The sequence below is a fragment of the Streptomyces sp. NPDC093225 genome (genome assembly GCF_044753805.1).
In the GTDB taxonomy this organism is placed as follows: Bacteria; Actinomycetota; Actinomycetes; order Streptomycetales; family Streptomycetaceae; genus Streptomyces.
In genome coordinates, this window is sequence record NZ_JBIVNX010000003.1 from 83,210 (window position 1) to 108,405 (window position 25,196).

Genomic DNA, 25,196 nt, shown 5'->3' on the forward strand with positions numbered 1-25,196 from the left:
AGTCCGCGCACCGGGTCAGCGCTGCAGCCCGAGAATCAGCCGGACCGAGTCCTCCACACGGTGCAGTTCACCCGGCGCGAGCAGCCCCAGCTTCCCCCGCAACCGCGACTTCGCGACCGTGTGGAGGTCAGCACACTCCACGTACGACTCGTCGTACCTCGTCAGTCCGGCGTCAGGACCGATCGGAACAAGAGTGACCTGCGGACCGGACGTGCCGGTGATCAGCGCGACCGTCAGCGAGGCGAGCGGCTCCGCGATCCGGTTGACGGTGAGGACGACGACGTGGTGCGGCCCGACCGGTTGCGGCACGCCCGACTGGTTCGGCGAATCCCGGTAAGGGCGTTCACACCTGGAGTATGGTCTCTTGTATGGCGACGAAAAAAGTCACGGTGACGATCCCTGAAGATCTCCTCGCCGAGATCCGCGCCGAGGCGGCCGAGCGGGGGCTTTCGGCGTACGTGGCCGAAGCGCTGCGATTCAAGCGCGATCGGGACCGGCTGCTGGAGCTGGTCGACTGGCTGCAGGAGGAACACGGGCCGGTCACCGAGGACGAGCGCGCGGCAGCCCTCGCGGGACTGGGTGATCTCGACGCCGAGCACGCGCGCCGCCGCACCGCCGAAGGGCACGATGCCGGAGAGGCCGCGTGAAGAAGCGCGCCGGTGAGCGCGAGCGGCGGCCACCGCGCGTCTTCGTACTCGACTGCGAGGCCCTGTCCCTGGCCGTGCGCGGCGATCGGAAGATGATCGCCTGGCTCGAACTCGCGGCCGGGGGTGAGGCCGAGGTGGTGACCTCACCCATGACGCTGGTCGAGGCGTACGACGGCAGAACCACCGAGCAGCGCTGGGACTGGGTGCTGTCCCGGCTCAAGGTCGCCGACATCGGCAAGGACGAAGCCCGCCAGGCCCGCCGACTGCTGGCCGACGCCACGCTGCACGGCCACGAGTACGCGATCGACGCCGTGCTCGCCGTCATTGCCCGACAGCAGAAGGGACAGGTCACCGTCTTCACCTCGGACACCGACGATCTGGAAAAGCTCCTCCCGGACACCGTCGTCGTCAAGAAGGTCTGACACGGCCCCCCTCGTCCCTGCTCGGGGCTCATGCCGCCAAGGCGTGGGTGAGGCGGGGGCGGGTGCGGGGAGCCAGGGCCAGGGTGGCGGCGGCGCAGGCGGTGCCGGCGGCCAGGGCGCCCCACCACAGGACCGCGGGGCCCAGGCCGGTGTACACGGTGACGCCGAGGGTGAGGGCGCCGAAGCGGGCCACGCCCCACGTCCAGCTGAACGCCCCCTGGTAGCGGCCGCGGGCGTGCGCCGGCGCCAGGTTCGCGATCACCGCGGCACCGATGCCCGCCACGACCACCTCGCCCACCGACCAGACCACCACCGACGCGGTGTACCCCGCGACGCCGTCGGCCACCCCGGTCAGCGCCACGCCGACCGCGACGAGCACGCTGCCCGCGCAGTGCACCGGCAGCTGCGGCAGCCGGGCCAGCCGGGCGGTGGCGAACGGCTGCAGGACGACGACCAGGACCGCGTTGACGGCCGCCAGGGCCCCGTAGACCGCCGGGGACAGACCGCTGTCGTGGACGGCCAGCGGCAGCGCGACCTCGGTGAGGGAGTAGACGAAGAGCTGCACGCCGAGCAGCGGCAGCAGCGCGAGGGCCAGCCGGTCGCGCAGCACGATGCCGTAGCCGACGCCGGCCCCCTCGGTCCCGCCCGGGGCGGGGGCCGCGGCGCGCGGCGGCTCCGGCAGGCGGGTCGCGACGACCGCCGCGTACAGCAGCATGCTCGCGGCGTCGACGGCGAACAGGAGCCAGTAGCCCCGGGCGGCCAGGAACCCGCCGAGCACCCCGGCCACGGCCGTGCCGATGTTCACGCCCCAGCCGAGCAGTGCGTACGCCTGCTGCCGGTGCGCCGGCTCGACGGTGTCGGCCATGAGCGCGAACGCGGCCGGCGCGACGAGCGCGCCGCAGGCGCTGACCAGCAGCGCGGCCGCGGCCATCGCCGGCACCCCGGGTGCGAGGAACAGGGCGCCCTGCGCGGCCGCCGCGCCGACCAGCCCGAGCAGCATGGTCGGGCGGCGCCCGAGGCGGTCGGCGAGCACGCCGCCGAGGGCGGGCCCGAGCAGGTTGCCGGCGCCCAGCGCCCCGAGCACGTACGAGGTGCTGGTCCCGGTCACCCCGCGGGCGGCCAGGAAGAAGACGAGGAACGGGGTGACGAGGTACCCGACGCGGTTGACGATCGTGCCGGAGAAGACCGTCCAGACGGTGGGCGGCAGGCCCCGGAAGGAGGCGGGGAGCAGCGCGGAGGCAGCGGACTTGGTGGGCATGGGAGGAGCCTGCGGGGCGACCCCGGCGGCCCGGAATTGATTAAGCTCTGGCCGAATCCAACAGGGTTGGGAGGGCGGCACGGCTCATGGACACCGGACTCAGCTTCTCCGCGGCGGACCTGGCGCAGACCCGGTTCGCGGTCTCTCCCATGTGGGAGGTGGTGACCGGCTACCGCCTGCTGCGCGACACCGCCGCGTCCCCCCTGCACGGCCGCTGGGTCGCCCAGGTGCGCCCCCGGCTGGCCGCCGCCGGACTCGACCGCGGCTGGCTGGCGGAGCTGGTGCCGGCCCACGGCTACCTCGTCGACTTCCTCAACCCCTCCCCGGCCACGCCCTTCCCCACCCTGGGGGCGGAGCTCGACGCGGTGCGCGCGAGCACGCCCGAACAGGTCCGGCGGGACCTCGACACGCTGGCACGCAGCACCGGACGGGACACCGGCACCCAACGCACCACCGGCACCGGCTCCGGCACGAGCCCCCGCCTGCGGCTGCTGGCCGAGGACCCGGCCGCGGCGCTGGAGAAGGTCGCGGCCGAGGTGGAGACGTACTGGGAGCTGGCGCTCGCCCCGTACTGGGCCCGGATCCGCAAGCTGCTGGAGGCCGACGTCTTCCACCGGGCCCGGCAGGTGGCCGAGCACGGTTCCGCACACGTGCTCAACGAGCTGCACGAGACGGTGCGCTGGGACGACGGCACGCTGAGCCTGCTGCGCCGGGCGTGCGCGCTGACCCGCGACGAGGCCGGCGCCGGGCTGCTGCTCGTGCCGTCGGTCTTCGCCTGGCCGCGGGTGCTGACCCGGACCAGCGCGGGGGAGCCGCCCCAGCTGGCCTATCCGGCGCGCGGGACCGGGAACCTGTGGGAACCGCGCCCGACCGGTGCCGCCGAAGCGATGGCGGCGGTCCTCGGCCGTTCCCGGACCCTGCTCCTGACCGAGCTGGACACCCCGGCCTCGACCACCGAACTCGCCCGCGTCTCGGGCCTGTCGACGGCCGGCGTCTCGCAGCACCTGACGGCGTTGCGCGACGCCGGCCTGGTCACCGCCCACCGCAGCGGCCGCTCGGTGCTGTACGCCCGCACGGCGGTCGCCGACGCGCTCCTGACCCCGACCGCGGGCTGACCCCGGCCGCGGGCCCGCCCGTGCGGCCCCGCTACGCGTCCGACATGTTCGGCATCTCGCCCTCGGTGGTCGTCATGTCGATCACCGAGAAGTTCGCGCCCTGCGGGTCGGTCAGGGCCGCGAAGCGCCCGAAGGGGCTGCCCATCGGGCCGAACTGGAGCGTCGCCCCGCGGTCCGTGGCCCGCTTGACCGCCGCGTCGCAGTCGTCCACCGCGAAGTAGACGCACACGTACGACGGGACCTGCGGCGGGAAGTCGTCGCCCATCTGCATCCGCCCCAGCACCGGCATCTCGCCGCCGAGGTCGAACACCTTGTAGTCCATCCCCGGGTCGTCGATCTTCTTCGCGTGGTACGGGAAGACGGCGCGCAGGAAGTCGTCGGTCCTGGCGGGCTCGCGGCTGAAGAACTCGGCCCAGGCGAAGGAGCCCGGCTCGCCCGTCTTCTCGAAGCCCTTGTGGTCACCGCTCTGCCACGCGCCGAAGACCGCCCCGCCCGGCTCCGTGGCGAGCATCATCGAGCCGAACGAACCGACCTGCATCGGCTCCATCAGGAGCGTGCCGCCGGCCGCCTTGACCTTCTCCGCGGTCGCGTTCACGTCGCGCGAGGAGAGGTAGAGGCACCACGCCGAGTGGCCCTCGGAGCCGGGCATGGGCGGGACGATCGCCGCGACGGCCTTGCCGTCCGAATAGGCCTGCGTGTAGTTGCCGTACTCGCTCGCGCTCTCGCCGAACGTCCAGCCGAGGACGTCCCCGTAGAAGCTCTTGGCACCCTCCAGGTCGGCGAACATGGCGTCCGCCCAGCACGGCGCGCCTTCCGGGAAATCAGTCATTGATCTGGCTCCGTCTCGTTCGATCGCGATCACCGAATGCGGCAATTCGTCCCGGTCCATCACGCTAGCCATCCGGAGTCGCGCCCGCGCGGCGGAACGCGGAAGCGCCGACCATGGAGACATGGACATCCAGATCCACCTGGCCCAGCAGCCCGAGGCCGACGCCCTGCTCGGCCGCAGCCCGCTGGCCGCCCTGACCGGCATGCTGCTGGACCAGCAGGTGCCGATGGAGTGGGCGTTCTCGGGCCCGTACACCATCGCCACCCGGATGGGCGCGGACGACCTCGACGCGCACGCGATCGCCGCGTACGACCCGGAGTCCTTCGCCGCGCTCCTGTCGGAGAAGCCCGCCGTGCACCGCTACCCCGGCTCGATGGCGCAGCGGATCCAGCAGTTGTGCCAGTTCCTGGTGGAGCACTACGACGGCGACGCCGCCGCCCTCTGGGAGAGCGCCGGCAGCGGCACCGAGCTGCTGGCCCGGCTCAGGGAGCTGCCCGGCTTCGGCGAACAGAAGGCGAAGATCTTCCTCGCCCTGCTCGGCAAGCAGTACGGGGTGCGGCCGAGCGGGTGGCGGGAGGCCGCGGGGTCGTACGGCGAGGACGGATGCTACCGCTCGGCGGCCGACATCACCGGCCCCGAGTCACTGGCCCAGGTACGGCTCCACAAGCAGGAGATGAAGGCGGCGGCCAAGGCCGCGAAGGCCGGTACGGCCGCCGCCGCGCGGGCGGCGAAGTCCGGCGCGGCCGTCACGGCCGGGCAGACCTCCGCGCCCCGCACCGGCCGGGCCGCCACCGGGTACGGAGCCGCCAAGACCGCCCAGCCGGCCGAGACGGCGCGGCCCGCCCGGGCGGCGGCCGAGGCCGGGGCCCCGGGCGACGCGGCGGGCCGGCCGCCGGTCAAGACGACGGCGAAGACGGCGAAGGCGGCCACCGCGGCCCGGGACGACGGCGCGACGAGCGCCGCCGCCCGGACCTCCGCGCCCCGCACCGGGCGGGCCGCCACCGGGTACGGGGCCGCCAAGGCCGCCCAGCCGGCCAGGCCCGCCCCGGCCGCCGCCAAGACCACCAAGCGCACCTCCTGACCACGGAAGGGCTGCGAGACTCGCGACCATGAAGACCGAACTCACCGACACCACCTCCAGCAAGGTCAACGCCGCGCTGCTCGAGGCGCGCCGTGCCATCGGGAGCCCGACCCTGGGCATGGTCCTCACCCTCCTCATCGTCACGGACGAGGAGAACGCGTACGACGCGGTTCGGGCGGCCTCCGAGGCCTCCCACGAACACCCCTGCCGGATCATCGCCGTCATCAAGCGCACGGCCCGGGCCCACCACCTGCAGCGCCAGACCCGGCTCGACGCCGAGCTGCGCGTCGGCTCGGACGCCGGGAGCGGCGAGATCGTGCTGCTGCGGCTGCACGGCGAGCTCACCCGGCACACCGGCTCCGTCGTCCTGCCGCTGCTGCTGCCGGACGCCCCCGTGGTGGCCTGGTGGCCCGCGGACGCCCCCGCCGACGTGGGCCGCGACCCCCTGGGCGTGCTGGCCCAGCGGCGGATCACCGACGCGTACGCCAACCCCGACCAGCTCGGCGCGCTGGAGGACCGGGCCACCTCGTACGCGCCCGGCGACACCGACCTGGCCTGGACCCGGCTCACGCTGTGGCGCTCGCTCCTGGCGGCCGCGCTGGACCAGCAGCGGCAGCCGGTGACCGGGGCCGCGGTGGAGAGCGAGGCGGAGAACCCGAGCGCCGAGCTGCTGGCCCGCTGGCTGTCGGCGCGGCTGAAGGTGCCGGTGGAGCGGGTGGTCACGGAGGGGCCGGTGATCACGCGGGTACGGCTGCGGACCGAGGCCGGCGAGATCTCGGTGGACCGGCCCCAGGGCGCCCTGGCCGTCCTCGGGGTACCGGGCCAGCCCGACCGCAAGGTCGCCCTGAAGATCCGTTCCACGGCGGAGCTGATCTCGGAGGAGCTGCGGCACCTGGACGCCGACCAGGTCTACGGGGCCGCGCTGCGCCGGAACCTCACCGAGCCCGAGTAGGGGGCGTCCGGCGGATCAGGGCCGGGCACCCCCCTTGGCCCCGGCCCCGTCACCGCCGCCGGCGGGCCGTCCCGAAGATCGAGCGGGAGATCTCCCGGCCCAACTGCGTCCCGACCGACCGGGCCAGCGACGTGAAGAGGCCGCTGCCCACCACCTGCTCGACCACCGACGGCGGCTCCTCGGGCGCGCGCCGCCCGGCCGGCCCCGCCCGTTTCCCGGCGCGCGCCGCCTCTTTCCCGGCGCGCGCCGCCTGCTTCTCCGCCTCCGCGGCCTGCGCCGCCGCCAGGGCGGCCGCCTCGGCCGCCGCCTGCTCGGCGCTGATCTTCTCGTACGCCGACTCGCGGTCCACGGCCTCGGCGTACCGCGCGTACAGCGGCGAAGCCTTGACCGCCCGGTCCAGGTCCGCGGGGTCGACGGGCCCCATCAGGGACCGCGGCGCGCCCAGCCGGGTGGCCGCCACCGGTGTCGGGGCGCCCTTCTCGCTCAGCACCGTGACCACGGCCTCGCCGGTGCCGAGCCCGGTGAGCACCTCCTCCAGGTCGTACGCGGAGACGGGGAAGGTCCGCACGGTCGCCTTGAGCGCCTTGGCGTCGTCGGGGGTGAAGGCGCGCAGCGCGTGCTGCACCCGGTTGCCGAGCTGCGCGAGGACGTCCCCGGGGACGTCCTTCGGGGTCTGGGTGACGAAGAAGATCCCGACGCCCTTGGAGCGGATCAGCCGCACCGTCTGGGTGATCGCCTGCAGGAACGCCTTGGACGCGCCGTCGAAGAGCAGGTGCGCCTCGTCGAAGAAGAAGACCAGCTTCGGCCGGTCGACGTCGCCGACCTCCGGCAGGTCGTGGAACAGGTCCGCCAGCAGCCACATCAGGAAGGTGGAGAACAGCTGCGGCCGGTCCTGCACGGCCGGCAGCTCCAGTACGGAGACCAGGCCCCGCCCGTCGGGCGCGGTCCGCAGCAGCTCGCCGGTGTCGAACTCGGGCTCCCCGAAGAACTCGGCCGCCCCCTGCTGCTCGAAGGCGGTCAGGGCCCGCAGGATGACGCCGGCGGTCACCGTCGAGAGGCCGCCGATGCCCTTGAGCTCCGCCTTCCCCCGGTCGGAGACGAGGAAGGCGACCACGGCCCGCAGGTCCTTGAGGTCGACCAGCTCCAGGCCCTTGGCGTCGGCGTAGTGGAAGATCAGCCCGAGGGACTGCTCCTGCGTCCGGTTCAGCTGGAGGACCTTCGACAGCAGCACCGGGCCGAAGCTGGTCACGCTCGCCCTGACCGGGATGCCGGACCCGAGGCCGCCCAGCGCGTAGAACTCGGCGGGGCACCCCGCCGGCCGCCACTCCTGGCCCACCTCGGCGGCCCGGGCCGTGATCCGGTCGTTCGGGGCGCCCGGCGCCGAAACGCCCGAGACGTCGCCCTTGATGTCGGCGAGGAAGACCGGTACGCCCTGGGCGGACAGCTGCTCGGCGATCAGCTGGAGGGTCTTGGTCTTGCCGGTGCCGGTCGCGCCCGCGACCAGACCGTGCCGGTTGAGCATCGCGAGCGGGATGCGGATCCGGTGCTCCGGGAGGCAGGCACCGCCCCAGAGCAGGGCGCCCAGGTCGAGCGCGGGCCCGTCGAACGCGTAACCGGCGGCGATCTCCGCGGCCGGGCCCGCACCGCCCGAGGGGGTGCTTTCCAGGGTGCTGTCCGACATAGATCACTCCCTAATTGGCGGCATTTGCCACTTTCGCACCGCCGTCCCGAGGCTGCGCCCGTGGGCACCGGCCCGGTAGGCTTTCCGTGTGATCTTCAAGCGCATCGGAAACGGGCGGCCGTACCCCGACCACGGCCGGGAAAGCACCCGGCAGTGGGCGGACGTCGCGCCGCGCCCGGTCCGCCTCGACCAGCTCGTCACCACCAAGGGCCAGCTGGACCTCGAGACGCTCCTCGCCGAGGACTCGACGTTCTACGGCGACCTCTTCGCGCACGTCGTGAAGTGGCAGGGCGATCTCTACCTGGAGGACGGGCTGCACCGCGCGGTGCGCGCGGCCCTCCAGCAGCGCCAGGTGCTGCACGCCCGCGTGCTCGAACTGGGCTGAGCCCCGCCGCCCGAAAGGCGCGGGTTGCGCCTTTCGGGTCTCCCGTGGGCTATTCATAGATCATTTAGTAGGCATCGTCACCAGGTCGCACTACGCTGCGCCCATGAGCATGCTCACTCCCCCTGGCATGGGCGGAAAGTACCGCGTCACGGGTACCGCTTACCCCCGCATGCGCCGCCCCCGGCGCCGCCGGATCGTGCTCGCAATCCTCGGTTCGATCCTGGCCCTCGGCCTGCTCGGATACGGGACCCTGCAGCTCATCGACGTGTTCCGGGGCGACGACAAGAAGACCGCCGCGGGCCACGGCAAGGACTGCACCGGCACGACCCGGGCCCGTACGGCGGCCGCCTCCGCGGCACCGGCCGTCGCGCTGCCCGAACCGGCCCAGATCACGGTCAACGTCTACAACGCCACCCCGCGCAGCGGTCTGGCCAAGGCGGTCGGCGACGAGCTCCGCAAACGCGGCTTCAAGGTCGGCAAGGTCGGCAACGCCCCCGCCACCTTCGACAAGAAGGTGGCCGGCACCGGGATACTGCTCGGCTCGCCCAAGACCGACAAGGCCGCCTACTCCGTGCTCGGCGCCCAGCTGACGGGTGCCACGCAGCAGACCGACACCCGCGCGACCGCGGACGTCGACCTGATCCTGGGCACGGCCTTCAAGGAGCTCAGCAAGAAGGAGGACGCGGACAAGGTGCTGGCCGCACTGGCCCACCCCGCTCCCGCGCCCTCCTCCAGGTGCTGAGGCGCTACTCGGCCGCGCCGTACATGCGGTCGCCGGCGTCGCCCAGGCCCGGCACGATGTAGCCGTGCTCGTTGAGGCGCTCGTCGATCGACGCCGTCACGACCGTCACCGGCTGGCCGGCCAGGTCGCGCTCCATGACCTCGATGCCCTCCGGAGCGGCCAGCAGCACGACGGCCGTGACGTCGTCCGCCCCGCGCTTGATCAGCTCCTGGATCGCCGCGACGAGCGTGCCGCCGGTGGCCAGCATCGGGTCCACCACGTACACCTGGCGGCCGGAGAGGTCCTCGGGCATCCGGGTCGCGTACGTGGAGGCCTCCAGGGTCTCCTCGTTGCGGACCATGCCCATGAAGCCGACCTCGGCGGTCGGCAGCAGCCGCACCATGCCGTCGAGCATGCCCAGGCCCGCCCGCAGGATCGGGACGACCAGCGGACGCGGGTACGACATCTTCACGCCCGTGGTCGGGGCGACCGGGGTCTCGATGTCGGCCTGCTCGGTGCGCACGTCCCGCGTGGCCTCGTACGCGAGGAGGGTGACCAGTTCGTCGGCGAGCCGCCGGAAGGTCGGGGAGTCGGTGCGCTTGTCGCGCAGCGTGGTGAGTTTGTGCGCCACCAGCGGGTGGTCGACGACGTGGATCCGCATGGACCCAACAGTAACCGGGCCGGGCCCTGCCGAGTGCTGTCCGGCACTGGCGTCAAAGTGCCTGTCCGGGGGAAGGTGGGAGCGGGGGGTCTCCGTCGCGACGCGACGGAGGACGACGCAACCAGCCCGGGGTGGTGCCGATGCACGACCAGAAGCAGAGGGAAACGACGGACCGGACGGACGCGGGTCCCGAGGAGACGGCGGCGCAGCGCAGACAGCGGCGCGCCCAGTTCCTCCGCGAGCTCCACGAGGCCCGCGAGCTGCGCGACCGCGTCCAGCCGCGGCGGGCCCGCGCGGCCCGGATGCGCCAGCAGATGCGGATGCGTACGTTCCGCTGGTTCTAGGCCCCGACCTGCGCGTCCAGGACCCGGCGACGGCGACCGCCCCCGGCACGGGGGACCGCACGGCGCGCCCGTGCCGCGCGCCGGGCCGGCCGGATCCGCCCCGCGATCCGCCGGGGATCCGCCCCTCCGTTCCGCCGCGCCGATCCGCCCGACCGATCCCCCCGATGCGGGCCGCGGAAAGGATTTCGCACGGTGTTCGGAGCCGCTCGCCGGGGCCCCGGACCTCGCCCCACCTGCCCTGACCCGGCCGAAGGGCGGCGCGGCGCCACGCGACGCAAGCGCGGAAGACCTCTCGCAACGCCGCCGTTTCTGCCACGATGCCGATTGGGCGGGGCACGGAACGGCATGACGACCGTTCCACCTCGCCCGACCTCCGGCCGGGGGGACCCCCAACCGGCACGCCTATGACCAGTGGGAGAGTCACGGTGTACTTCGCCGCACTGCTCGCGCGCACCGAAGACGGGTGGGAAGCGAGCGACACGGATCTCGACGACGTCGAGACGCTGTCCGATCTGACTGAACTGGCCCGTGAAGCCTCGGCCGACGACGAGGAGACCGTCCTCGTCTTCATCGAGCAGGAGGACTCCTGGTTCGCCCTCGTCCGCCTCGACGGCGAGGACGACCCCCGCATCTACGTGTCGGACGCGGCTGCCGCGGCCCGGAGTTCGTACGGGGAGATCCTGCTGACCGACGAACTGCTCGGCCGCGACCCGGGTTCCGACGACGACCTCGACGACTTCACCGACCTCGACGGCACGGAGGACGGCGAGCCCGCGGCCGCCGCCGGGCCGGACGAGGACGGGGACGACGACGCGGAGACCTCCGAGGAGGCCGTCCCGCCCGGGCCGATCGGGGACCTGCACATCCTCGCCGACCTCGGCATGTCCCAGAAGGAGCTGCTCTCCCTGGCCGAGGACGCCCTCGCCGAGATCGCGGACGCGCTGGGCGCCTCCGAGGTACTGGAGACCGTCCGCTAGTGAGCACCGAGGAACGGCCCGGTCCGCCGCGGGCCGGAACGGCGCCCGCCGATCCGGTCCGCGACCCCTGGCACGGCGCGATGCGCCGGGCGATGGCCGAGGCCGTGGCGGCGGCGCGGGCCGGCGACGTGCCGGTCGGCGCCGTCCTCCTCGCGCCCGACGGCTCCGTCCTGGCGACGGGGCACAACGAGCGCGAGGCGACGGCCGACCCGACCGCGCACGCCGAGGTCCTGGCGCTCCGGCGGGGGGCCGCGGAGCTCGGCGAGTGGCGGCTGCCCGGATGCACCCTCGTGGTGACCCTGGAGCCGTGCGTGATGTGCGCCGGGGCGATTGTCCAGTCACGGGTGGCGCGCGTGGTCTACGGGGCGGTGGACGAGAAGGCGGGCGCGGCCGGCTCGCTGTGGGACCTCGTCCGCGACCGGCGGCTCAACCACCGGCCCGAGGTGATCGCCGGAGTGCTCGGGGACGAGTGCTCGGCCCAGCTGACGGCCTTCTTCCGCGACCGCTGACGGCCCTCCGAGGGCCGCCGCGGAAGGCCGCCCGGAGGTCCACGGGAGCGCCGTGAGGAGGGCAACTCGGGGCGGATTTGCAAACCACTCCCCACCGTGGGCTAGGATCTCTCTCGGTGGTGTGTCCGAGTGGCCGAAGGAGCTCGCCTCGAAAGCGAGTATGGGGCAACCCATCGGGGGTTCAAATCCCTCCACCACCGCTCTGGAAACGAGAGCCCCGGTTCGGACGAATCGGGGCTCTCGTGCGTTTCCGTTGCCGGGGCGCCCGCGTTGACACGGCATGACCAAGACCCAGCGCCTGCTCGCCGCCGTCGCCCTCGCCGGTGCGGCCGCCGGCCTCGCCGCCCCCGCCGCCTCCGCCGCGCCGCTGCCCCTCCTGCCGGACCTGCCGACCGCGGCCGCGACCCCCGACATGCCGGCGGCCGCGCAGCCCTCGGTCCAGGAGATCGGCGGGCACCTGAACGAGCTGAACCAGCTCAACCAGGCGATGCAGGTCATGGACGGGGCCGCGCAGGTACTGGCGCCCGCCGAACCGGTCCTTGGGCTGCTGGGCGCCGTCGGATAGGCGCCGCACCTCCCCCGACACCCCCGCACCCCTCCCGCACCCTCCACGCGCCCTCCACGGCCTCCGCACGCGGCCCCGCACGCCGCGCGGCGGTCGACCAGGGCGCCGTACGCACGACGAGGCCCCGACCGCAGGGGTCGGGGCCTCGTCGTCGCGCGAAGGGCGGGGGAAGCGGCATCGGGGGGACGAGCCGCTTCCCCCGACAAGGACGGAACCTGCAAGTCCGGGCCGCAGTCAGGGGGGAAGCGTGCGGCCCGGACCCCGCAGTGAGGCCCTGTCCCACACCCACCGGTTTCCTGCCAGAACCGGTGGGCTCATCAACCATCCTGCTCCCGTCACCCCCGCGGGTGCAGCGTCGAAGGACCCGGATCCCCGGGTCATTGGTCCCTAAAGGTCTGGTCAGGGCATACGCCGGACCCGATAGACTCACGCGACTTCGCAGGGCGCGGCAGGGGAGGCCGATTCGACCGTGGACACGAAGAAGGTCATTTCGGGGGCCCTGCTCATTTTTGTCCTGTACACGATTATCACGCAGCCGACCAAGGCCGCGGACATCGTCCAGATCGGGTTCCAGGGGATCTCGGACGCCGCCCGCGGAATCGGTGAGTTCATGACAGAACTGGTGCGCTGACCCCGTACGCCGAAGCGGTTCGCCGGACATCCGGCCCCCCATCCGACGGGTGGGGGGCCGGATGCGTTCCGGCACCCCGGTCCGAACGCCCACACTGTCCAACTTGCCCTCAACACGGCGATATACGGTGCTTGCACACAGTGCGCATCTCTTGTGATGCTATGACCGCTTTTGATCGTTGAGTGGACAATGAAGGGGTGGCGTGACCGTGTCGGCCAGTACTGCGCCTCAGGTGCCGCCCCAGCAGGAGCCCCAGGTGCCACCCCAGCAGGACGAGCCCCCGCCTCCGGAGCGCACGCAGAGCCGGGGGGCGGACACCCGGGCCCTCACCCAGGTGCTCTTCGGCGAGCTGAAGCGGCTCACCCCCGGCACCTCCGAGCACCACCGGGTGCGCGGCGCCCTGATCGAGGCGAACCTCCCCCTCGTCCGGTACGCGGCGGCCCGCTTCCGCAGCCGCAACGAGCCCATGGAGGACGTGGTCCAGGTCGGCACGATCGGGCTGATCAACGCGATCGACCGGTTCGACCCGGACCGCGGGGTGCAGTTCCCGACCTTCGCGATGCCGACCGTGGTGGGCGAGATCAAGCGGTACTTCCGCGACAACGTCCGCACCGTCCACGTACCGCGCCGGCTGCACGAGCTGTGGGTCCAGGTCAACGCGGCCACCGAGGACCTCACCACGGCCCACGGACGCACCCCGACCACCCCCGAGATCGCCGAGCGGCTGCGGATCAGCGAGGAGGAGGTGCTGTCCTGCATCGAGGCCGGCCGCTCGTACCACGCGACCTCGCTGGAGGCCGCCCAGGAGGGCGACGGGCTGCCCGGACTGCTCGACCGCCTCGGGTACGAGGACCCCGCCCTGGTCGGCGTGGAGCACCGCGACCTCGTCCGGCACCTGCTCGTCCAACTGCCGGAGCGCGAGCAGCGCATCCTGCTGCTGCGCTACTACAACAACCTGACCCAGAGCCAGATCAGCGCCGAGCTGGGCGTATCGCAGATGCACGTGTCCCGGCTGCTCGCCCGGAGCTTCGCTCGACTGAGATCCGCAAACCGTATCGAGGCGTAACTCGAACGGGTGGAGATCCACTCACGCGTTTCCCGACAGAACCGGGCCATACCCCCTTGTTGCTGGGCAGATATGTCGACTTGGCGCTACAGCGCGTTGCCGACATGTGACATTCTGCGTGAACGGCGTTTGCCGCGGCCCCGCCTCCGGTATTCAGGTGGAGGCTGCGTTCCTCGACGGGCGCGCCGACCGCGACCGTCCGCGACCTCAAGGGGGTGGCATGTCCGCAGAACAGGGCAGCTCCAAGGTGCTTACGCTTGTGAAGAGCGAGGCTCCTGCAGTGCTCGACCGCTCGGAAGCCATCGACACCCGCACCCTCTCCCGCTCCCTGTTCACGAGGCTGGCCGCCCTCGACGCGGACAGCCCCGAGAAGGCGTACGTCCGGGACACCCTGATCGAGCTGAACCTGCCGCTCGTCCGGTACGCGGCGGCCCGCTTCCGCAGCCGCAACGAGCCGATGGAGGACATCGTCCAGGTCGGCACGATCGGGCTGATCAAGGCCATCGACCGGTTCGACTGCGAACGGGGCGTCGAGTTCCCGACGTTCGCGATGCCGACCGTCGTGGGCGAGATCAAGCGGTTCTTCCGCGACACCTCGTGGTCGGTCCGCGTCCCGCGCCGCCTGCAGGAGCTGCGGCTGGCACTGACCAAGGCCAGCGACGAGCTGGCCCAGAAGCTGGACCGCTCGCCGACGGTCACCGAACTGGCCGCGGTGCTCGGGGTGTCGGAGGAGGAGGTCGTCGACGGCCTCGCCGTGGGCAACGCGTACACCGCCTCCTCGCTCGACTCGCCCTCGCCCGAGGACGACGGCGGCGAGGGCTCCCTGGCCGACCGCCTGGGGTACGAGGACGCGGCCCTGGAGGGCGTCGAGTACCGCGAGTCCCTGAAGCCGCTCCTGGCCAAACTCCCGCCCCGCGAGCGCCAGATCATCATGTTGCGCTTCTTCGCCAACATGACCCAGTCCCAGATCGGCGAGGAGGTCGGCATCTCGCAGATGCACGTCTCCCGCCTCCTGACCCGCACCCTGGCCCAACTCCGCCAGGGCCTCATCTCGGACTGACCACCCCACCCGGCGCCCCGCCCCACCCGGCGGGGCCCCGTCCCCCCACCGACGTTCAGCACGCGGGGAGGGGCGGGGAGGCACCCCGGAACCCCGGCAAGCCTCCCGCGGGGTTCACAATTGACGGCACGTCAGTAAAACTGGCGGGATGCCGAACCCCGGACGCCACGGCCTCCGCACCGCCGCCCTCGCCCTCCCGACGGCCCTCCTGTGCACCGTCCTCGCCGGCTGCGGATCCGACGCCCGACCGGGCTACGTGGCCGTGGCCGGCGCCACGGAGCGGGTGACCCCGGCAGCACCGGAGGGCGGCGTGGAGTACCAGCCGCTCCCGGGTCGGAACACCGCCACGGCGGCCGTCTCGGCCACCACCTCCCCCGCCCCCACGTCGGCCGGCACCACGGGCTCCGCCGACGGCACCGCGGGCGCCACGACGACCGGCACGACGACCGGCGGCACCGCCGGCGGCACCGCCGGCGGCACGTCGACGTCAGGCGGCACCGGCGACTCGGGCGCGGGCGGCACCGGCACGTCCGGAACCTCGGGCAGCACCGGCACCAGCACCGGCGGGAGCAGCACGGGCGGCTCGACGGGCTCGGGCGGCTCCGGAACGTCGGGAGGGCCGGGCGGCACGGGCGGCTCGACCGCATCCGGCGGCACCACCGGAAGCTCGGGCGGATCCGGCGGCACCGCCGGCGACACCGGAGGAGCCGGCGGCACAACCGGGTCGAGCACCACAGGCGGCACGGGCGGCACAGGCAGCATGGGCGGTACCGGCACCACAGGCGGCATCGGGGGCACGGGCGGCACTGGCGACCCAGGCGGAACCACCCCCGCCCACCTCACCCTCGGGACGCCCCACCGCTCCGACACCGACGACCGCTGGTGCGAACACGTGACCATCGGTTTCCGCAACACCGGCGGCAGGCCGGCCCGCTCCGGCACGGTCACCTTCGCCACCCACGTCATCGGCGCGCTCGGCATCGACTGGGCGACCATCACCTCGGCGCAGCCGCTGCCCGCACCGATCTCCGCGGGAACCCTGAAGCGGCACACCTACCTGGTGTGCGTGGAGGCCTGGCGGGTCCCCCTGGGCATGCACATCGAGACCCAGGAGGTCACCGCGACCTGGAAGTGAGCGGGCGCGGAGCCCGCCGCGAAGGGGATCCGCGGGTCAGGAGAGCGCGAGCCAGGCCACCCCGGCGAGCACCGCGACGACGGCGATCACGCCGAGGATCAGGCCCACCCGCGGGCCGGACTGGGTCGCGGCCGCGACGGGGCGCTGCGGCTCCTCGTCGACGAACGCGCGGAACATCTGCGTGCTGCCCGACGGGTCGTAGTTGCTGTCGGGGCCCTGAGCGTTGTGTGACATGGGCAAGGACCCTAGCGAACCGCCCCGCCCGCCCCCAAGCCCCGCCCCGGTCAACCTTTCCCATCCCTTTACCGGATCCCCACCCCATTTCATTTGCCTGTAGCAACCAATCGCTTCTATGGTTGCCGCAAGCAACAAGATGGGGGGACTCGCCATGGCCACCAAGCTCCGCTACGAGGAGCTCGCCCGGCAGCTGTCGGCCGTCGGCGCGGTCAAGCGCGGCCTCGCCCGCACCCTCCCCCACGACTGCCCGCCCGGCTCCGCCGCCGTCCTGACCGTGCTCGACCGGCACGGCGAGATGCGGATGAGCCGCCTGTCCGACGTCCTCGGTGTCGACTTGTCGGTGACCAGCCGCCACGTGGCCCACGCGGCCTCCCACGGGTGGCTCGACCGGCTGCCCGACCCCGGCGACGGACGCTGCCGGATCCTCCGCCTCACCCCGGTCGGCCGGGAGCTGCTGACCGACCTCTCGGCGCGCGCCTCGGCCGCGCTCGAGAAGGCCCTGGCCGACTGGTCCGACGCCGAGGTCGACGTACTGAACACCCTGCTGGCCCGCCTGCGGTCGAGCTTCTGAACCCCCGAACGCCCGAACACCCGGAACGGAGAACAACACATGGCGACGACCACGCCCCCGGACGTGCAGGGAGGCCGGTCCGACACCACCGCCCCCGCGATGACCCACGCGCAGATCATGAAGGCGCTGTCCGGGCTCATGCTCGGCATGTTCGTGGCGATCCTGTCCTCGACGATCGTCTCCAACGCCCTCCCGGAGATCATCAGCGACCTCGGCGGCACCCAGTCCTCGTACACCTGGGTGGTCACCGCGGCCCTCCTGTCGATGACGGCCGCCACCCCCCTGTGGGGCAAGCTCTCCGACCTCTTCAGCAAGAAGCTGCTGGTCCAGATATCCCTGGTGATCTACGTCCTGGGCTCGGTCGTCGCCGGGCTGTCGCAGAACACCGGCATGCTCATCGCCTGCCGCGTGGTGCAGGGCATCGGCGTCGGCGGCCTGTCCGCCCTGGCCCAGATCGTGATGGCCGCGATGATCTCCCCGCGGGAGCGCGGCCGCTACAGCGGCTACCTGGGTGCCGTGTTCGCGGTGGCGACGGTCGGCGGCCCGCTGCTGGGCGGCGTCATCACCGACACCGACTGGCTGGGCTGGCGCTGGTGCTTCTACGTCGGCGTGCCCTTCGCCGTGATCGCCCTCGTCGTGCTCCAGAAGACGCTCCAGCTGCCCGTCGTGCGGCGCGAGGCGAAGGTCGACTGGGCCGGCGCGTTCTTCATCTCCGCCGCCGTCTCGCTGCTGCTGATCTGGGTGACCCAGGCGGGCGGCTCGTTCGACTGGCTGTCCTGGCAGACCGCCGCCATGACCGGCGGCGCGGTCGCGCTCGGCGCCGTCTTCCTGCTGGTGGAGTCCCGCGCCAGCGAGCCGATCATCCCGCTGCGACTGTTCCGCAACCCGACCATCTCCCTGGCCTCGGCCGCCTCGCTCTTCGTGGGCGTCGCGATGTTCGCGGGCACGGTGTTCTTCAGCCAGTTCTTCCAGCTGGCCCGCGGTGAGTCGCCGACCATGTCCGGCGTCCTGACCATCCCCATGATCGGCGGCCTGTTCGTCTCCTCCACCGTCTCCGGCCAGGTCATCACCAAGACCGGTCGCTGGAAGGCGTGGCTGATCTCCGGCGGCGTGCTGCTGACGGCCGGCATGGGCCTGCTGAGCACCATGCGGTACGACACCCCGTACGGCCGGATCGCCGTCTACATGGCCCTGATGGGGCTCGGCCTCGGCATGATGATGCAGAACCTCGTGCTGGCCACCCAGAACCAGGTGGCGCCCGAGGACCTCGGCGCGGCCAGCTCGGTCGTCACGTTCTTCCGCTCGCTCGGCGGCGCCGTGGGCGTCTCCGCGCTGGGCGCCGTGATGGCCAACCGGGTCACGCACTACGTCAAGGACGGCCTGACCGAGCTCGGCCCCAAGGCCGCGGCCCTCGGCCACGGCGGCACGGGCGGCGGCGGGATCCCCGACCTGGACAAGCTGCCCGCGCCGTTCCGGACGATCATCGAGAGCGCGTACGGGCACGGCGTCGCCGACGTCTTCATGTACGCGGCCCCCGCCGCCCTGGTCGGCCTGCTGCTCTGCGTGTTCATCAAGGAGGTGCCGCTGAAGTCCAAGCCGGCGGCCCACGCCCCGGCCGACGGGTCCGAGGCCGCGTGATCCTCCCCTCCCGTTCCCGGTGTCAGGGCACCGTGGGCGCCGCGTGCGCCTCGATGCCCGCCACCAGAACGTCGAGGGCGAAGTGGAAGTCCCCCTCGGGGGCCTGACGGGCCGTGCCGCAGCCGTGCAGGAACCGGGAGACCGCCAGGTGCGCCCCGGTCCGCGCGGGTGCGGCCAGGCCGGTGGCCGCCAGCACCCGCATGAGGGCGGTGTCGAAGGCCCGTGCGTGCGGACCGATGTTGGGGTACTCGGCCGACAGCGCCGGCAGCCACGGGTGGGCGGCCAGCAGCCGGCGGTGGCCGCAGGCCAGCGCCCGCAGCCGGTCGGACCAGTGGCCGGCGTTCTCCGGGGGCAGCGGGAGCTCGCCGAGGGCCGCGTCCAGGGCGAGTTCCAACAGGTCGTCCTTGGTGTCGACGTACCAGTAGAGGGACATGGCGGTGACGCCCAGCCGGCCGGCCAGGCGCCGCATCGAAAAGCCGGCCACGCCCTCCGTGTCGAGCAGCCGGACGGCGGCCGTCGTGATCCGCTCGCGGTCCAGTCCGGCGGGCAGCTCGCTGCGCCGCCTGGTCGGGGCGGCTGGCTTGGACGCCAGCCAGACGCTGGTGCGGTCGGCCGCGGTCCCCATGAGGCACCCTCCGTATCCGGCAGGCAGGGCCCGGAATGCCCGGTCCGCCCGTCTTGATGCTAGAGGGTGCCCCATGCGTAGACGTGCCTTTCGGGTCAGGCCTTCGGGGCCGTCAGGTCGTAGAAGGTCGACCCGTCGATCGTGACCTGCGTGAAGTGGGCCGTCACCCAGGAGGAGATGGCGCTGCTGGTGCCGCCGCCGGGGCCGCCGCCCTGGTTGGCGCCGCCCTGACCGCCCGGCCCCGGCACGCCGCCCTGACTGCTCTGAGCGCCCTGCCCGGGCTGGTTGCCCCGGTCGGCCCGGCCGTCGCGGGACTCGCCCCCGAGCCCGTCCGAGGCGATGAAGTAATGGATCCTGCCCCGGGCGACGTACTCCTTGAACTGGGCGAGGGTCGGCGAGGGGTCGCTGCCGTTGAAGCCGCCGACGGCCATCACCGGCTTCTCGGTGGCCAGCTGGTAACTGGCGGCGTTCTGGGAGCCGATGGCGGCGGCGACCCAGGTGTACGTGGCCGCTTCCTTGGTCAGTGCCGCTTCGACCGCCGCGCTGACGCGGGTGCCGCCGAGGAGCCCGCCCATCCCACCGCCGCGGCCGCCGCCCCACGCGCGCTCGCCGGTTCCGGTGCCCGTGCCCGGCATGCCGGGCGGGAAGCCCTGGTTGCCGCCCTGACCCGGGTTGGGCAGGCCGCCCGTACCACCGGGAGCCTGGCCCTGGCCCGGACCGCCCGGGAAGGCCCCGCCCGGGAACGCCCCGCCCGGGAACGCCCCGCGCTGGTCGCCGCCGGTGCCCGCGCCGGGGGGCACGCCCGTCCGGCCGCCACCGCCGGGGAAGCCCCGGCCGCCGGCCACCGCGGGGCCCGCCGTCGGGATCGACCCGGTGTGCCCGCTGGAGACGGTCGTCAGGCAATACGCCAGCGGCCCGGCCAGCGCCACGGCCAGTCCGAGCCCGGCCGCGGCCAGCGCGGTGCGGCGCAGCAGCAGGCCGGCCGCGGCGAGCACGCCGCCCACGAGCACCGTCCAGCGCAGCCACGGCAGGTAGTCCGCGGCGCGGCCGAGGAGTACGTACGACCACACGGCGGTCAGCAGCAGCGTCCCGGCCAGCGCCGCCCGTGCCGGCAGCGCCCCGCGCTCCTCCCACAGCACGCGCGCGCCCATCCCGACGAGGGCCGCGATGTACGGGGCGAGGGCCACCGTGTAGTACTCGTGGAAGATGCCCTGCATGAAGCTGAACACCAGCGCGGTGATCAGCAGGCACCCGCCCCAGGCGAGGAAGGCCGCCCGGGCCATGGACTCGAGCCGGTCGGTGGCGCGGCCCGCGCGCCAGGTGAGCACGAGCCCGGCCACCAGCAGCACCAGCGCCGCCGGCAGCAGCCAGGCGACCTGGCCGCCGACGCCGTCGGAGAAGAGCCGGTCGATGCCGGTCTCGCCCCACATCCCGCCGCCCGCGCCGCCCGGGCCGCGGCCGCCGACGCTGCCGGTCTCGTTGCCGTTGATCCGGCCCAGGCCGTTGTAGCCGAAGGTCAGCTCCAGGAAGGAGTTGTTCTGCGAGCCGCCGATGTACGGGCGGGACGAGGCGGGCCACAGCTCGACGACCGCCACCCACCAGCCGCCGGAGACCACCAGGGCCAGGCCGGCGAGGGCGAGCTGGCCGAGCCGGCGGCGCAGCCGTGTCGGAGCGCAGACCGCGTACAGGACGGCCAGCGGCGGCAGGATCACGAAGGCCTGCAGCGTCTTGGTGAGGAAGGCCAGGCCCACTGCCGCGCCCGCCGCCACCAGCCAGCGGGTGTGCGCGCCCTCCAGCGCCCGCAGCACGCAGTACACGGCCACCGTCAGCAGCAGGGTGAGCAGTGCGTCCGGGTTGTTGAAGCGGAACATCAGCGCGGCCACCGGGGTGAGCGCGAAGACGGCTCCCGCGATCAGGCCGGCCACGGCGCCGAACTGCCGCCGGACGCTCGCGTGGAGCACGGCCGCGGTGCCGACGCCCATCAGCGCCTCGGGAGCCAGGATCTGCCAGGAGCCCAGGCCGAAGAGCCGCACGGACAGGGCCATCGGCCACAGCGCGGCCGGGGGCTTGTCGACGGTGATGGAGTTCGCCGCGTCGGAGGAACCGAAGAAGAAGGCCTTCCAGCTCTCGCTGCCGGCCTGGACGGCCGCGGAGTAGAAGGAGTTGGCGTACCCGGAGGAGCTGAGGTCCCACAGGTAGAGGGCCGCGGTGGCCAGCAGCAGCACGGCCAGCGCGGGGCGCTCCCAGCGGGCGGCGGCGGAGCCGGCCCGTACGGCGGCCGGTCGGGCCGGCACCGCCCCCAAGGGGCTGTCGGGTGTCGCGGTGGTGGCGGTCATCGGGTGACGTCCTCGAGGTCGGTGGTGGTGCGCCGTTCCGGGAAGACCCAGGCGCGGAAGAGCAGGAAGCGCAGGACGGTGGCGGCGAGATTGGCGGTGATCAGCACGGCCAGCTCGGTGCCGTGGGACGGAGTGGCCGTGGCCGCGTTCAGGGCGGCCAGCGAGCCGCTGGTGAGGGCCAGGCCGATGCCGAAGACCACGAGCCCCTGGGCCTGGTGGCGCACGGCCCGTTCGCGGCCGCGCACCCCGAAGGTGAGGCGGCGGTTGGCCGCCGTGTTGGCGACGGCGGAGAGCAGCAGCGCCGCGGCGTTGGCGGCCTGCGGACCGGTCCCGGCCCGGAAGGCGGAGTACAGCAGGAGGTAGAGCAGGGTGCTGAGGGCGCCGACCACGCAGAAGCCGACGAGCTGGCGGGCGAGCCCCCGCGGTACGCCCGCCAGCCCGCGGTCGCGCGGGTCGTCGCCGAACGGGCGGGCGAGCCGGTCCAGCGGCAGCGCGCCGACCGCCAGCGCCCGGCCCACCCGCCAGACGCCCTTGAGGTCGTCGGTGGCCGTCCGGACGATGTGGACGGTGGAGTCGGGGTCGTCGACCCAGTCCACCGGCACCTCGTGGATGCGCAGTCCGGCACGCTCGGCGAGGACGAGCATCTCGGTGTCGAAGAACCAGCCGGTGTCCTCGACCAGCGGCAGCAGCCGTTCGGCCACCTCGCGCCGGATCGCCTTGAAACCGCACTGGGCGTCGCTGAAGCGGGCCGCGAGGGACGAGCGCAGGATCAGGTTGTAGGCCCGGGAGATGAACTCCCTCTTGGGCCCGCGGACCACGCGCGAGCTGCGGGCCAGCCGGGTACCGATGGCGAGGTCGGAGTGGCCGGAGATGAGCGGGGCCACCAGGGGCAGCAGGGCGTTCAGATCGGTGGACAGGTCCACGTCCATGTAGGCCAGGACGGGCGCCTCGGACCGGGACCAGACGGTCCGCAGCGCCCGGCCGCGGCCCTTCTGCTCCAGCCGGTGGACGCGGACGCCGGGGACGGTGTCCGCCAGCTCGCCGGCGATGTCCGGGGTGCGGTCGGTGCTGGCGTTGTCCGCGATCGTGATGCGGAACGGGTACGGGAACGTGCGGGCGAGGTGGTCGTGGAGCCGGCGGACGCAGGGCGCCAGGTCCTGCTCCTCGTTGTAGACCGGGACGACCACGTCGAGGACGGGGGCCGGGGCCTGGCTCCGGGCCGGCAGGTGCCGACGGGCCGGGAGGGTGCCGGGGGAGAGGCGGTCGGTCGCGGCCGCCGATTCGGTTCGCATGGTCCGAACTTCCCGGGCGGGGCTGTCACGGCCGTGTGCCGAGCCTGTGGCGGGGCTGTGAGTCCCGCCCCGCCCCTACGCCGTGGCCCCGGCCGCGTCGGCGGTGCCTACGCCGTGGCCCCGGCCGCGTACGCCGTGCCGTGCCGCTCGTACGGGTCGGCCGCGGGCAGGGTGACCTCGAAGCAGGTGCGCCCGGGCTCGCTGTGCACGCCGACCCGGCCGCCGTGCGCCGAGACCACGGCCTGCACGATGGCCAGGCCCAGTCCGGTCGACCCGGCCTGGCGCGAGCGCGAGGCGTCGCCGCGCGCGAACCGCTCGAAGACGTGGGGGAGCAGGGCGGCCGGGATCCCGGGGCCGTCGTCCTCGATCCGGATGCGCACCGCGGACGTTTCACGTGAAACACCGTTCGCGCCCTGCGTGTCGCCGGACGTTTCACGTGAAACACGGGCCGTGACCGTGGTGTTGGGCGGCGTGTGGTGGCGCGCGTTGCCGAGCAGGTTGACCAGCACCTGCTGGATGCGTGGTGCGTCGGCGACGACGAGCGCGGGCTCGTCGGGCAGCTCCAGCCGCCACCGGTGTCCGGGGCCGGCCGCGCGGGCGTCGCTGACCGCGTCCACCACCAGCGGGACCAGGTCGGTGCTCTCGCGCTCCAGCGGCCGGCCCGCATCGAGGCGGGCGAGCAGGAGGAGGTCCTCGACCAGCCCGGTCATGCGGGTGGCCTCGGACTCGATCCGGCCCAGGGCGTGCCGGGTGTCCGGGCCGATGTCCTCGTGGCCGCGCCGGGTGAGCTCGGCGTACCCGCGGATGGAGGCGAGTGGGGTGCGCAGCTCGTGCGAGGCGTCGGCGACGAACTGCCGTACCCGCGTCTCGCTCTCCTGGCGGGCGGCGAGGGCCGAACCGACGTGCCCCAGCATGCGGTTGAGGGCCGCACCGACCTGGCCCACCTCGGTGCGCGGATCGGCCTCCGCCTGCGGGACGCGCTCGTGCAGGGCCACCTCACCGCTGTGCAGGGGGAGTTCGGAGACCCGGGTCGCGGTGGCGGCCACCCGGCGCAGCGGACGCAGGGCGACGCCGACCAGGGCCTGCCCCGCCAGGCCGGCGGCGATCAGGCCGGCGGCGGTGACGCAGACCTCCACCACGATCAGCGTGTTGACGGTGGACTGCACCTCCGACAGCGGGAAGCCCAGTACGAAGCTCCCGTCGCGCGCGGTCAGCACGCGGTAGTCGCCCAGGCCCGGCAGGCTCACGGTGGTGGCGCGGCCGCTCGGCGGGGCCCCGCCGCTGCCGCTCGGCAGGAGTCCGCCGTCGAACTCGGCGGCTCCGCGCAGGTCTGCGGCCCCGCGCAGCGCCTCGGTCTGCGCGGCGGTGAGCGCGGTGTTGTCTCCGGGAGTGGGACCGCGGGACACGCTCCGGCCCCCGTCGGTGACCCGGCCGTTCGCATCCAGCCGGACGCCCACCGCGCCCAGCGGGCTGCCGGGCGCGGAGACGAACCGCAGCGGGGCGCGGCCAAACTCGCGGTCGTGCATCGACATGCCCACGGCGGTGCCCAGCTGCTCGTCGAGCTGGCCGTTGAGGTACTGGCGCAGGGCGAGCGCGGTGACCGTGCCGATGACGGCGCCCACGACGGCGATCAGCGCGACGGCCGAGACCACCAGTCGGGTGCGCAGCGACCAGGGCCGGCGCGGCACTACTCCCCCGGCTTGATCAGGTAGCCGGCCCCGCGCCGGGTGTGGATCATGGGCGTGCGCCCGGTCTCCAGCTTGCGCCGCAGGTAGGAGATGTACAGCTCGACGACGTTGGCCTGGCCGCCGAAGTCGTAGGACCACACCCGGTCCAGGATCTGCGCCTTGCTGAGCACCCGGCGCGGGTTGCGCATCAGGTAGCGCAGCAGCTCGAACTCGGTCGCGGTGAGGTGGATCTCGTCGCCGCCCCGGGTGACCTCGTGGCTGTCCTCGTCGAGCGTGAGGTCGCCGACCACCAGCACGGACTCGCTGCGGGCGGCCGCGGCGGCGCCGGACCGACGGACCAGTCCGCGCAGCCGGGCGACCACCTCCTCCAGGCTGAAGGGCTTGGTGACGTAGTCGTCGCCGCCGGCGGTGAGCCCGGCGATCCGGTCCTCGACGGCGTCCTTGGCGGTCAGGAAGAGCACGGGGACGTGCGGCAGGTCGCGGCGCAGCCGGCCCAGCACGGTGAGCCCGTCCATGTCGGGCAGCATGATGTCGAGGACCACCACGTCGGGCTTGAACGTGCGGGCCTCCCTGAGCGCGCCCGCGCCGTCCGCGGCGGTGCGCACGTCGCAGCCCTCGTAGCGCAGGGCCATCGAGAGCAGCTCGGACAGCGCCGCCTCGTCGTCCACGACGAGCACCCGGCAGGGGCCGCCGTCGGGGCGGACGAGCTTGCCGTCCCGGGTCGCGGAGGCGGACGGGGAGCGGTGCGTGGAGTGGGTCGTCGCCGTCAT

General features: G+C 73.5%; 27 protein-coding genes, 1 tRNA gene and 1 pseudogene. 18 read left to right on the forward strand and 11 right to left on the reverse strand.

Features of this window, described 5'->3' with window-relative positions:
• Nucleotides 1-15: 15 nt before the first annotated feature.
• On the reverse strand, nt 16-309 hold the full coding sequence (locus tag ACIQCH_RS04400; RefSeq protein WP_402577799.1) for a type II toxin-antitoxin system PemK/MazF family toxin: 294 nt from the start codon (nt 307-309) through the stop codon (nt 16-18).
• Between the two features lie 59 nt (nt 310-368).
• Here ACIQCH_RS04400 and ACIQCH_RS04405 point away from each other — a divergent pair, with 59 nt between their 5' ends.
• Both ACIQCH_RS04405 and ACIQCH_RS04410 read left to right on the forward strand, forming a co-directional pair.
• On the forward strand, nt 369-647 hold the full coding sequence (locus tag ACIQCH_RS04405) for a CopG family transcriptional regulator (RefSeq protein ID WP_402577801.1): 279 nt from the start codon (nt 369-371) through the stop codon (nt 645-647).
• Nucleotides 644-1,069 carry a hypothetical protein gene (locus ACIQCH_RS04410; RefSeq protein WP_402577803.1) on the forward strand — a complete coding sequence of 142 codons (426 nt, stop codon included), beginning with the start codon at nt 644-646 and terminating at the stop codon, nt 1,067-1,069. The genes ACIQCH_RS04405 and ACIQCH_RS04410 overlap by 4 nt, the downstream gene beginning before the upstream one ends.
• 28 nt (nt 1,070-1,097) lie before the next feature.
• Here the strand turns inward: ACIQCH_RS04410 and ACIQCH_RS04415 are convergent, their stop codons facing one another.
• Entirely contained in the window at nt 1,098-2,327 is a 1,230-nt protein-coding gene (locus tag ACIQCH_RS04415; RefSeq protein WP_402577805.1) for an MFS transporter, read from the reverse strand.
• 86 nt (nt 2,328-2,413) lie between these two features.
• Between ACIQCH_RS04415 and ACIQCH_RS04420 the strand changes: the two genes are divergently transcribed.
• Nucleotides 2,414-3,442, forward strand: a complete 1,029-nt coding sequence (locus ACIQCH_RS04420) for a DUF5937 family protein (RefSeq protein ID WP_402577807.1) — start codon at nt 2,414-2,416, stop codon at nt 3,440-3,442.
• Nucleotides 3,443-3,473: 31 nt separating this feature from the next.
• Here the strand turns inward: ACIQCH_RS04420 and ACIQCH_RS04425 are convergent, their stop codons facing one another.
• Nucleotides 3,474-4,271 (reverse strand): VOC family protein, encoded by a 798-nt coding sequence (locus ACIQCH_RS04425; protein ID WP_402577809.1) that lies wholly within the window; start codon nt 4,269-4,271, stop codon nt 3,474-3,476.
• A gap of 121 nt (nt 4,272-4,392) precedes the next feature.
• On the opposite strand from ACIQCH_RS04425, the pseudogene ACIQCH_RS04430 reads away from it, so the two are divergent.
• Together ACIQCH_RS04430 and opcA are read left to right on the forward strand one after the other, a co-directional pair.
• A pseudogene (locus tag ACIQCH_RS04430) lies at nt 4,393-4,974 on the forward strand (HhH-GPD-type base excision DNA repair protein); the annotation flags it as partial.
• Nucleotides 4,975-5,380: 406 nt separating this feature from the next.
• Entirely contained in the window at nt 5,381-6,304 is a 924-nt protein-coding gene (gene opcA, locus ACIQCH_RS04435; RefSeq protein WP_402577811.1) for a glucose-6-phosphate dehydrogenase assembly protein OpcA, read from the forward strand.
• A 49-nt stretch (nt 6,305-6,353) separates the two neighbouring features.
• Here opcA and ACIQCH_RS04440 read toward each other — a convergent pair whose 3' ends face one another.
• Nucleotides 6,354-7,985 (reverse strand): helicase HerA-like domain-containing protein, encoded by a 1,632-nt coding sequence (locus tag ACIQCH_RS04440; protein ID WP_402577813.1) that lies wholly within the window; start codon nt 7,983-7,985, stop codon nt 6,354-6,356.
• Between the two features lie 88 nt (nt 7,986-8,073).
• Between ACIQCH_RS04440 and ACIQCH_RS04445 the strand changes: the two genes are divergently transcribed.
• Together ACIQCH_RS04445 and ACIQCH_RS04450 are read left to right on the forward strand one after the other, a co-directional pair.
• Nucleotides 8,074-8,370, forward strand: coding sequence for a type II toxin-antitoxin system VapB family antitoxin (locus tag ACIQCH_RS04445; RefSeq protein ID WP_003955420.1), 297 nt, complete (start codon nt 8,074-8,076; stop codon nt 8,368-8,370).
• 103 nt (nt 8,371-8,473) lie between these two features.
• Nucleotides 8,474-9,112 carry a LytR C-terminal domain-containing protein gene (locus ACIQCH_RS04450; protein ID WP_402577816.1) on the forward strand — a complete coding sequence of 213 codons (639 nt, stop codon included), beginning with the start codon at nt 8,474-8,476 and terminating at the stop codon, nt 9,110-9,112.
• Between the two features lie 4 nt (nt 9,113-9,116).
• Here the strand turns inward: ACIQCH_RS04450 and upp are convergent, their stop codons facing one another.
• Nucleotides 9,117-9,752, reverse strand: a complete 636-nt coding sequence (gene upp, locus ACIQCH_RS04455; protein WP_030193540.1) for a uracil phosphoribosyltransferase — start codon at nt 9,750-9,752, stop codon at nt 9,117-9,119.
• Between the two features lie 140 nt (nt 9,753-9,892).
• Here upp and ACIQCH_RS04460 point away from each other — a divergent pair, with 140 nt between their 5' ends.
• The 9 genes from ACIQCH_RS04460 to ACIQCH_RS04500 all read left to right on the forward strand — a co-directional run bounded on the left by ACIQCH_RS04460 (nt 9,893) and on the right by ACIQCH_RS04500 (nt 16,039).
• The gene (locus tag ACIQCH_RS04460) at nt 9,893-10,096 is read left to right on the forward strand and encodes a hypothetical protein (RefSeq protein WP_402577818.1); all 204 of its coding nucleotides are present in this window, start codon (nt 9,893-9,895) and stop codon (nt 10,094-10,096) included.
• A 425-nt stretch (nt 10,097-10,521) separates the two neighbouring features.
• Entirely contained in the window at nt 10,522-11,073 is a 552-nt protein-coding gene (locus ACIQCH_RS04465) for a hypothetical protein (protein WP_402577820.1), read from the forward strand.
• An 80-nt stretch (nt 11,074-11,153) separates the two neighbouring features.
• A complete protein-coding gene (tadA, locus tag ACIQCH_RS04470) occupies nt 11,154-11,582 on the forward strand; it encodes a tRNA adenosine(34) deaminase TadA (RefSeq protein WP_402578279.1) in 429 nt (142 codons plus the stop codon).
• A gap of 115 nt (nt 11,583-11,697) precedes the next feature.
• Nucleotides 11,698-11,782, forward strand: a tRNA-Ser gene (locus ACIQCH_RS04475).
• Between the two features lie 80 nt (nt 11,783-11,862).
• A complete protein-coding gene (locus ACIQCH_RS04480) occupies nt 11,863-12,147 on the forward strand; it encodes a hypothetical protein (RefSeq protein ID WP_402577822.1) in 285 nt (94 codons plus the stop codon).
• Nucleotides 12,148-12,616: 469 nt separating this feature from the next.
• Nucleotides 12,617-12,778 carry a hypothetical protein gene (locus tag ACIQCH_RS04485; protein ID WP_402577824.1) on the forward strand — a complete coding sequence of 54 codons (162 nt, stop codon included), beginning with the start codon at nt 12,617-12,619 and terminating at the stop codon, nt 12,776-12,778.
• Between the two features lie 208 nt (nt 12,779-12,986).
• Nucleotides 12,987-13,844, forward strand: a complete 858-nt coding sequence (locus ACIQCH_RS04490; RefSeq protein ID WP_402577826.1) for an RNA polymerase sigma factor SigF — start codon at nt 12,987-12,989, stop codon at nt 13,842-13,844.
• 220 nt (nt 13,845-14,064) lie between these two features.
• Nucleotides 14,065-14,904, forward strand: a complete 840-nt coding sequence (locus ACIQCH_RS04495; RefSeq protein WP_402577828.1) for an RNA polymerase sigma factor SigF — start codon at nt 14,065-14,067, stop codon at nt 14,902-14,904.
• A gap of 148 nt (nt 14,905-15,052) precedes the next feature.
• On the forward strand, nt 15,053-16,039 hold the full coding sequence (locus ACIQCH_RS04500) for a hypothetical protein (protein ID WP_402577830.1): 987 nt from the start codon (nt 15,053-15,055) through the stop codon (nt 16,037-16,039).
• Nucleotides 16,040-16,075: 36 nt separating this feature from the next.
• Here the strand turns inward: ACIQCH_RS04500 and ACIQCH_RS04505 are convergent, their stop codons facing one another.
• A complete protein-coding gene (locus ACIQCH_RS04505; protein WP_402577832.1) occupies nt 16,076-16,273 on the reverse strand; it encodes a hypothetical protein in 198 nt (65 codons plus the stop codon).
• A 154-nt stretch (nt 16,274-16,427) separates the two neighbouring features.
• Between ACIQCH_RS04505 and ACIQCH_RS04510 the strand changes: the two genes are divergently transcribed.
• A complete protein-coding gene (locus ACIQCH_RS04510) occupies nt 16,428-16,847 on the forward strand; it encodes a MarR family winged helix-turn-helix transcriptional regulator (RefSeq protein WP_402577834.1) in 420 nt (139 codons plus the stop codon).
• A gap of 39 nt (nt 16,848-16,886) precedes the next feature.
• Nucleotides 16,887-18,485, forward strand: coding sequence for an MDR family MFS transporter (locus ACIQCH_RS04515; RefSeq protein WP_402577836.1), 1,599 nt, complete (start codon nt 16,887-16,889; stop codon nt 18,483-18,485).
• 22 nt (nt 18,486-18,507) lie between these two features.
• Here ACIQCH_RS04515 and ACIQCH_RS04520 read toward each other — a convergent pair whose 3' ends face one another.
• The 5 genes from ACIQCH_RS04520 to ACIQCH_RS04540 all read right to left on the reverse strand — a co-directional run bounded on the left by ACIQCH_RS04520 (nt 18,508) and on the right by ACIQCH_RS04540 (nt 25,196).
• On the reverse strand, nt 18,508-19,110 hold the full coding sequence (locus ACIQCH_RS04520) for a TetR/AcrR family transcriptional regulator (RefSeq protein ID WP_402577838.1): 603 nt from the start codon (nt 19,108-19,110) through the stop codon (nt 18,508-18,510).
• A 95-nt stretch (nt 19,111-19,205) separates the two neighbouring features.
• Nucleotides 19,206-21,446, reverse strand: coding sequence for an ArnT family glycosyltransferase (locus tag ACIQCH_RS04525; protein ID WP_402577840.1), 2,241 nt, complete (start codon nt 21,444-21,446; stop codon nt 19,206-19,208).
• The gene (locus tag ACIQCH_RS04530) at nt 21,443-22,738 is read right to left on the reverse strand and encodes a glycosyltransferase (RefSeq protein ID WP_402577842.1); all 1,296 of its coding nucleotides are present in this window, start codon (nt 22,736-22,738) and stop codon (nt 21,443-21,445) included. The genes ACIQCH_RS04525 and ACIQCH_RS04530 overlap by 4 nt, the downstream gene beginning before the upstream one ends.
• 107 nt (nt 22,739-22,845) lie before the next feature.
• Nucleotides 22,846-24,426 carry an ATP-binding protein gene (locus tag ACIQCH_RS04535; protein WP_402577844.1) on the reverse strand — a complete coding sequence of 527 codons (1,581 nt, stop codon included), beginning with the start codon at nt 24,424-24,426 and terminating at the stop codon, nt 22,846-22,848.
• Nucleotides 24,426-25,196, reverse strand: a complete 771-nt coding sequence (locus tag ACIQCH_RS04540) for a response regulator transcription factor (RefSeq protein WP_402577846.1) — start codon at nt 25,194-25,196, stop codon at nt 24,426-24,428. The genes ACIQCH_RS04535 and ACIQCH_RS04540 overlap by 1 nt, the downstream gene beginning before the upstream one ends.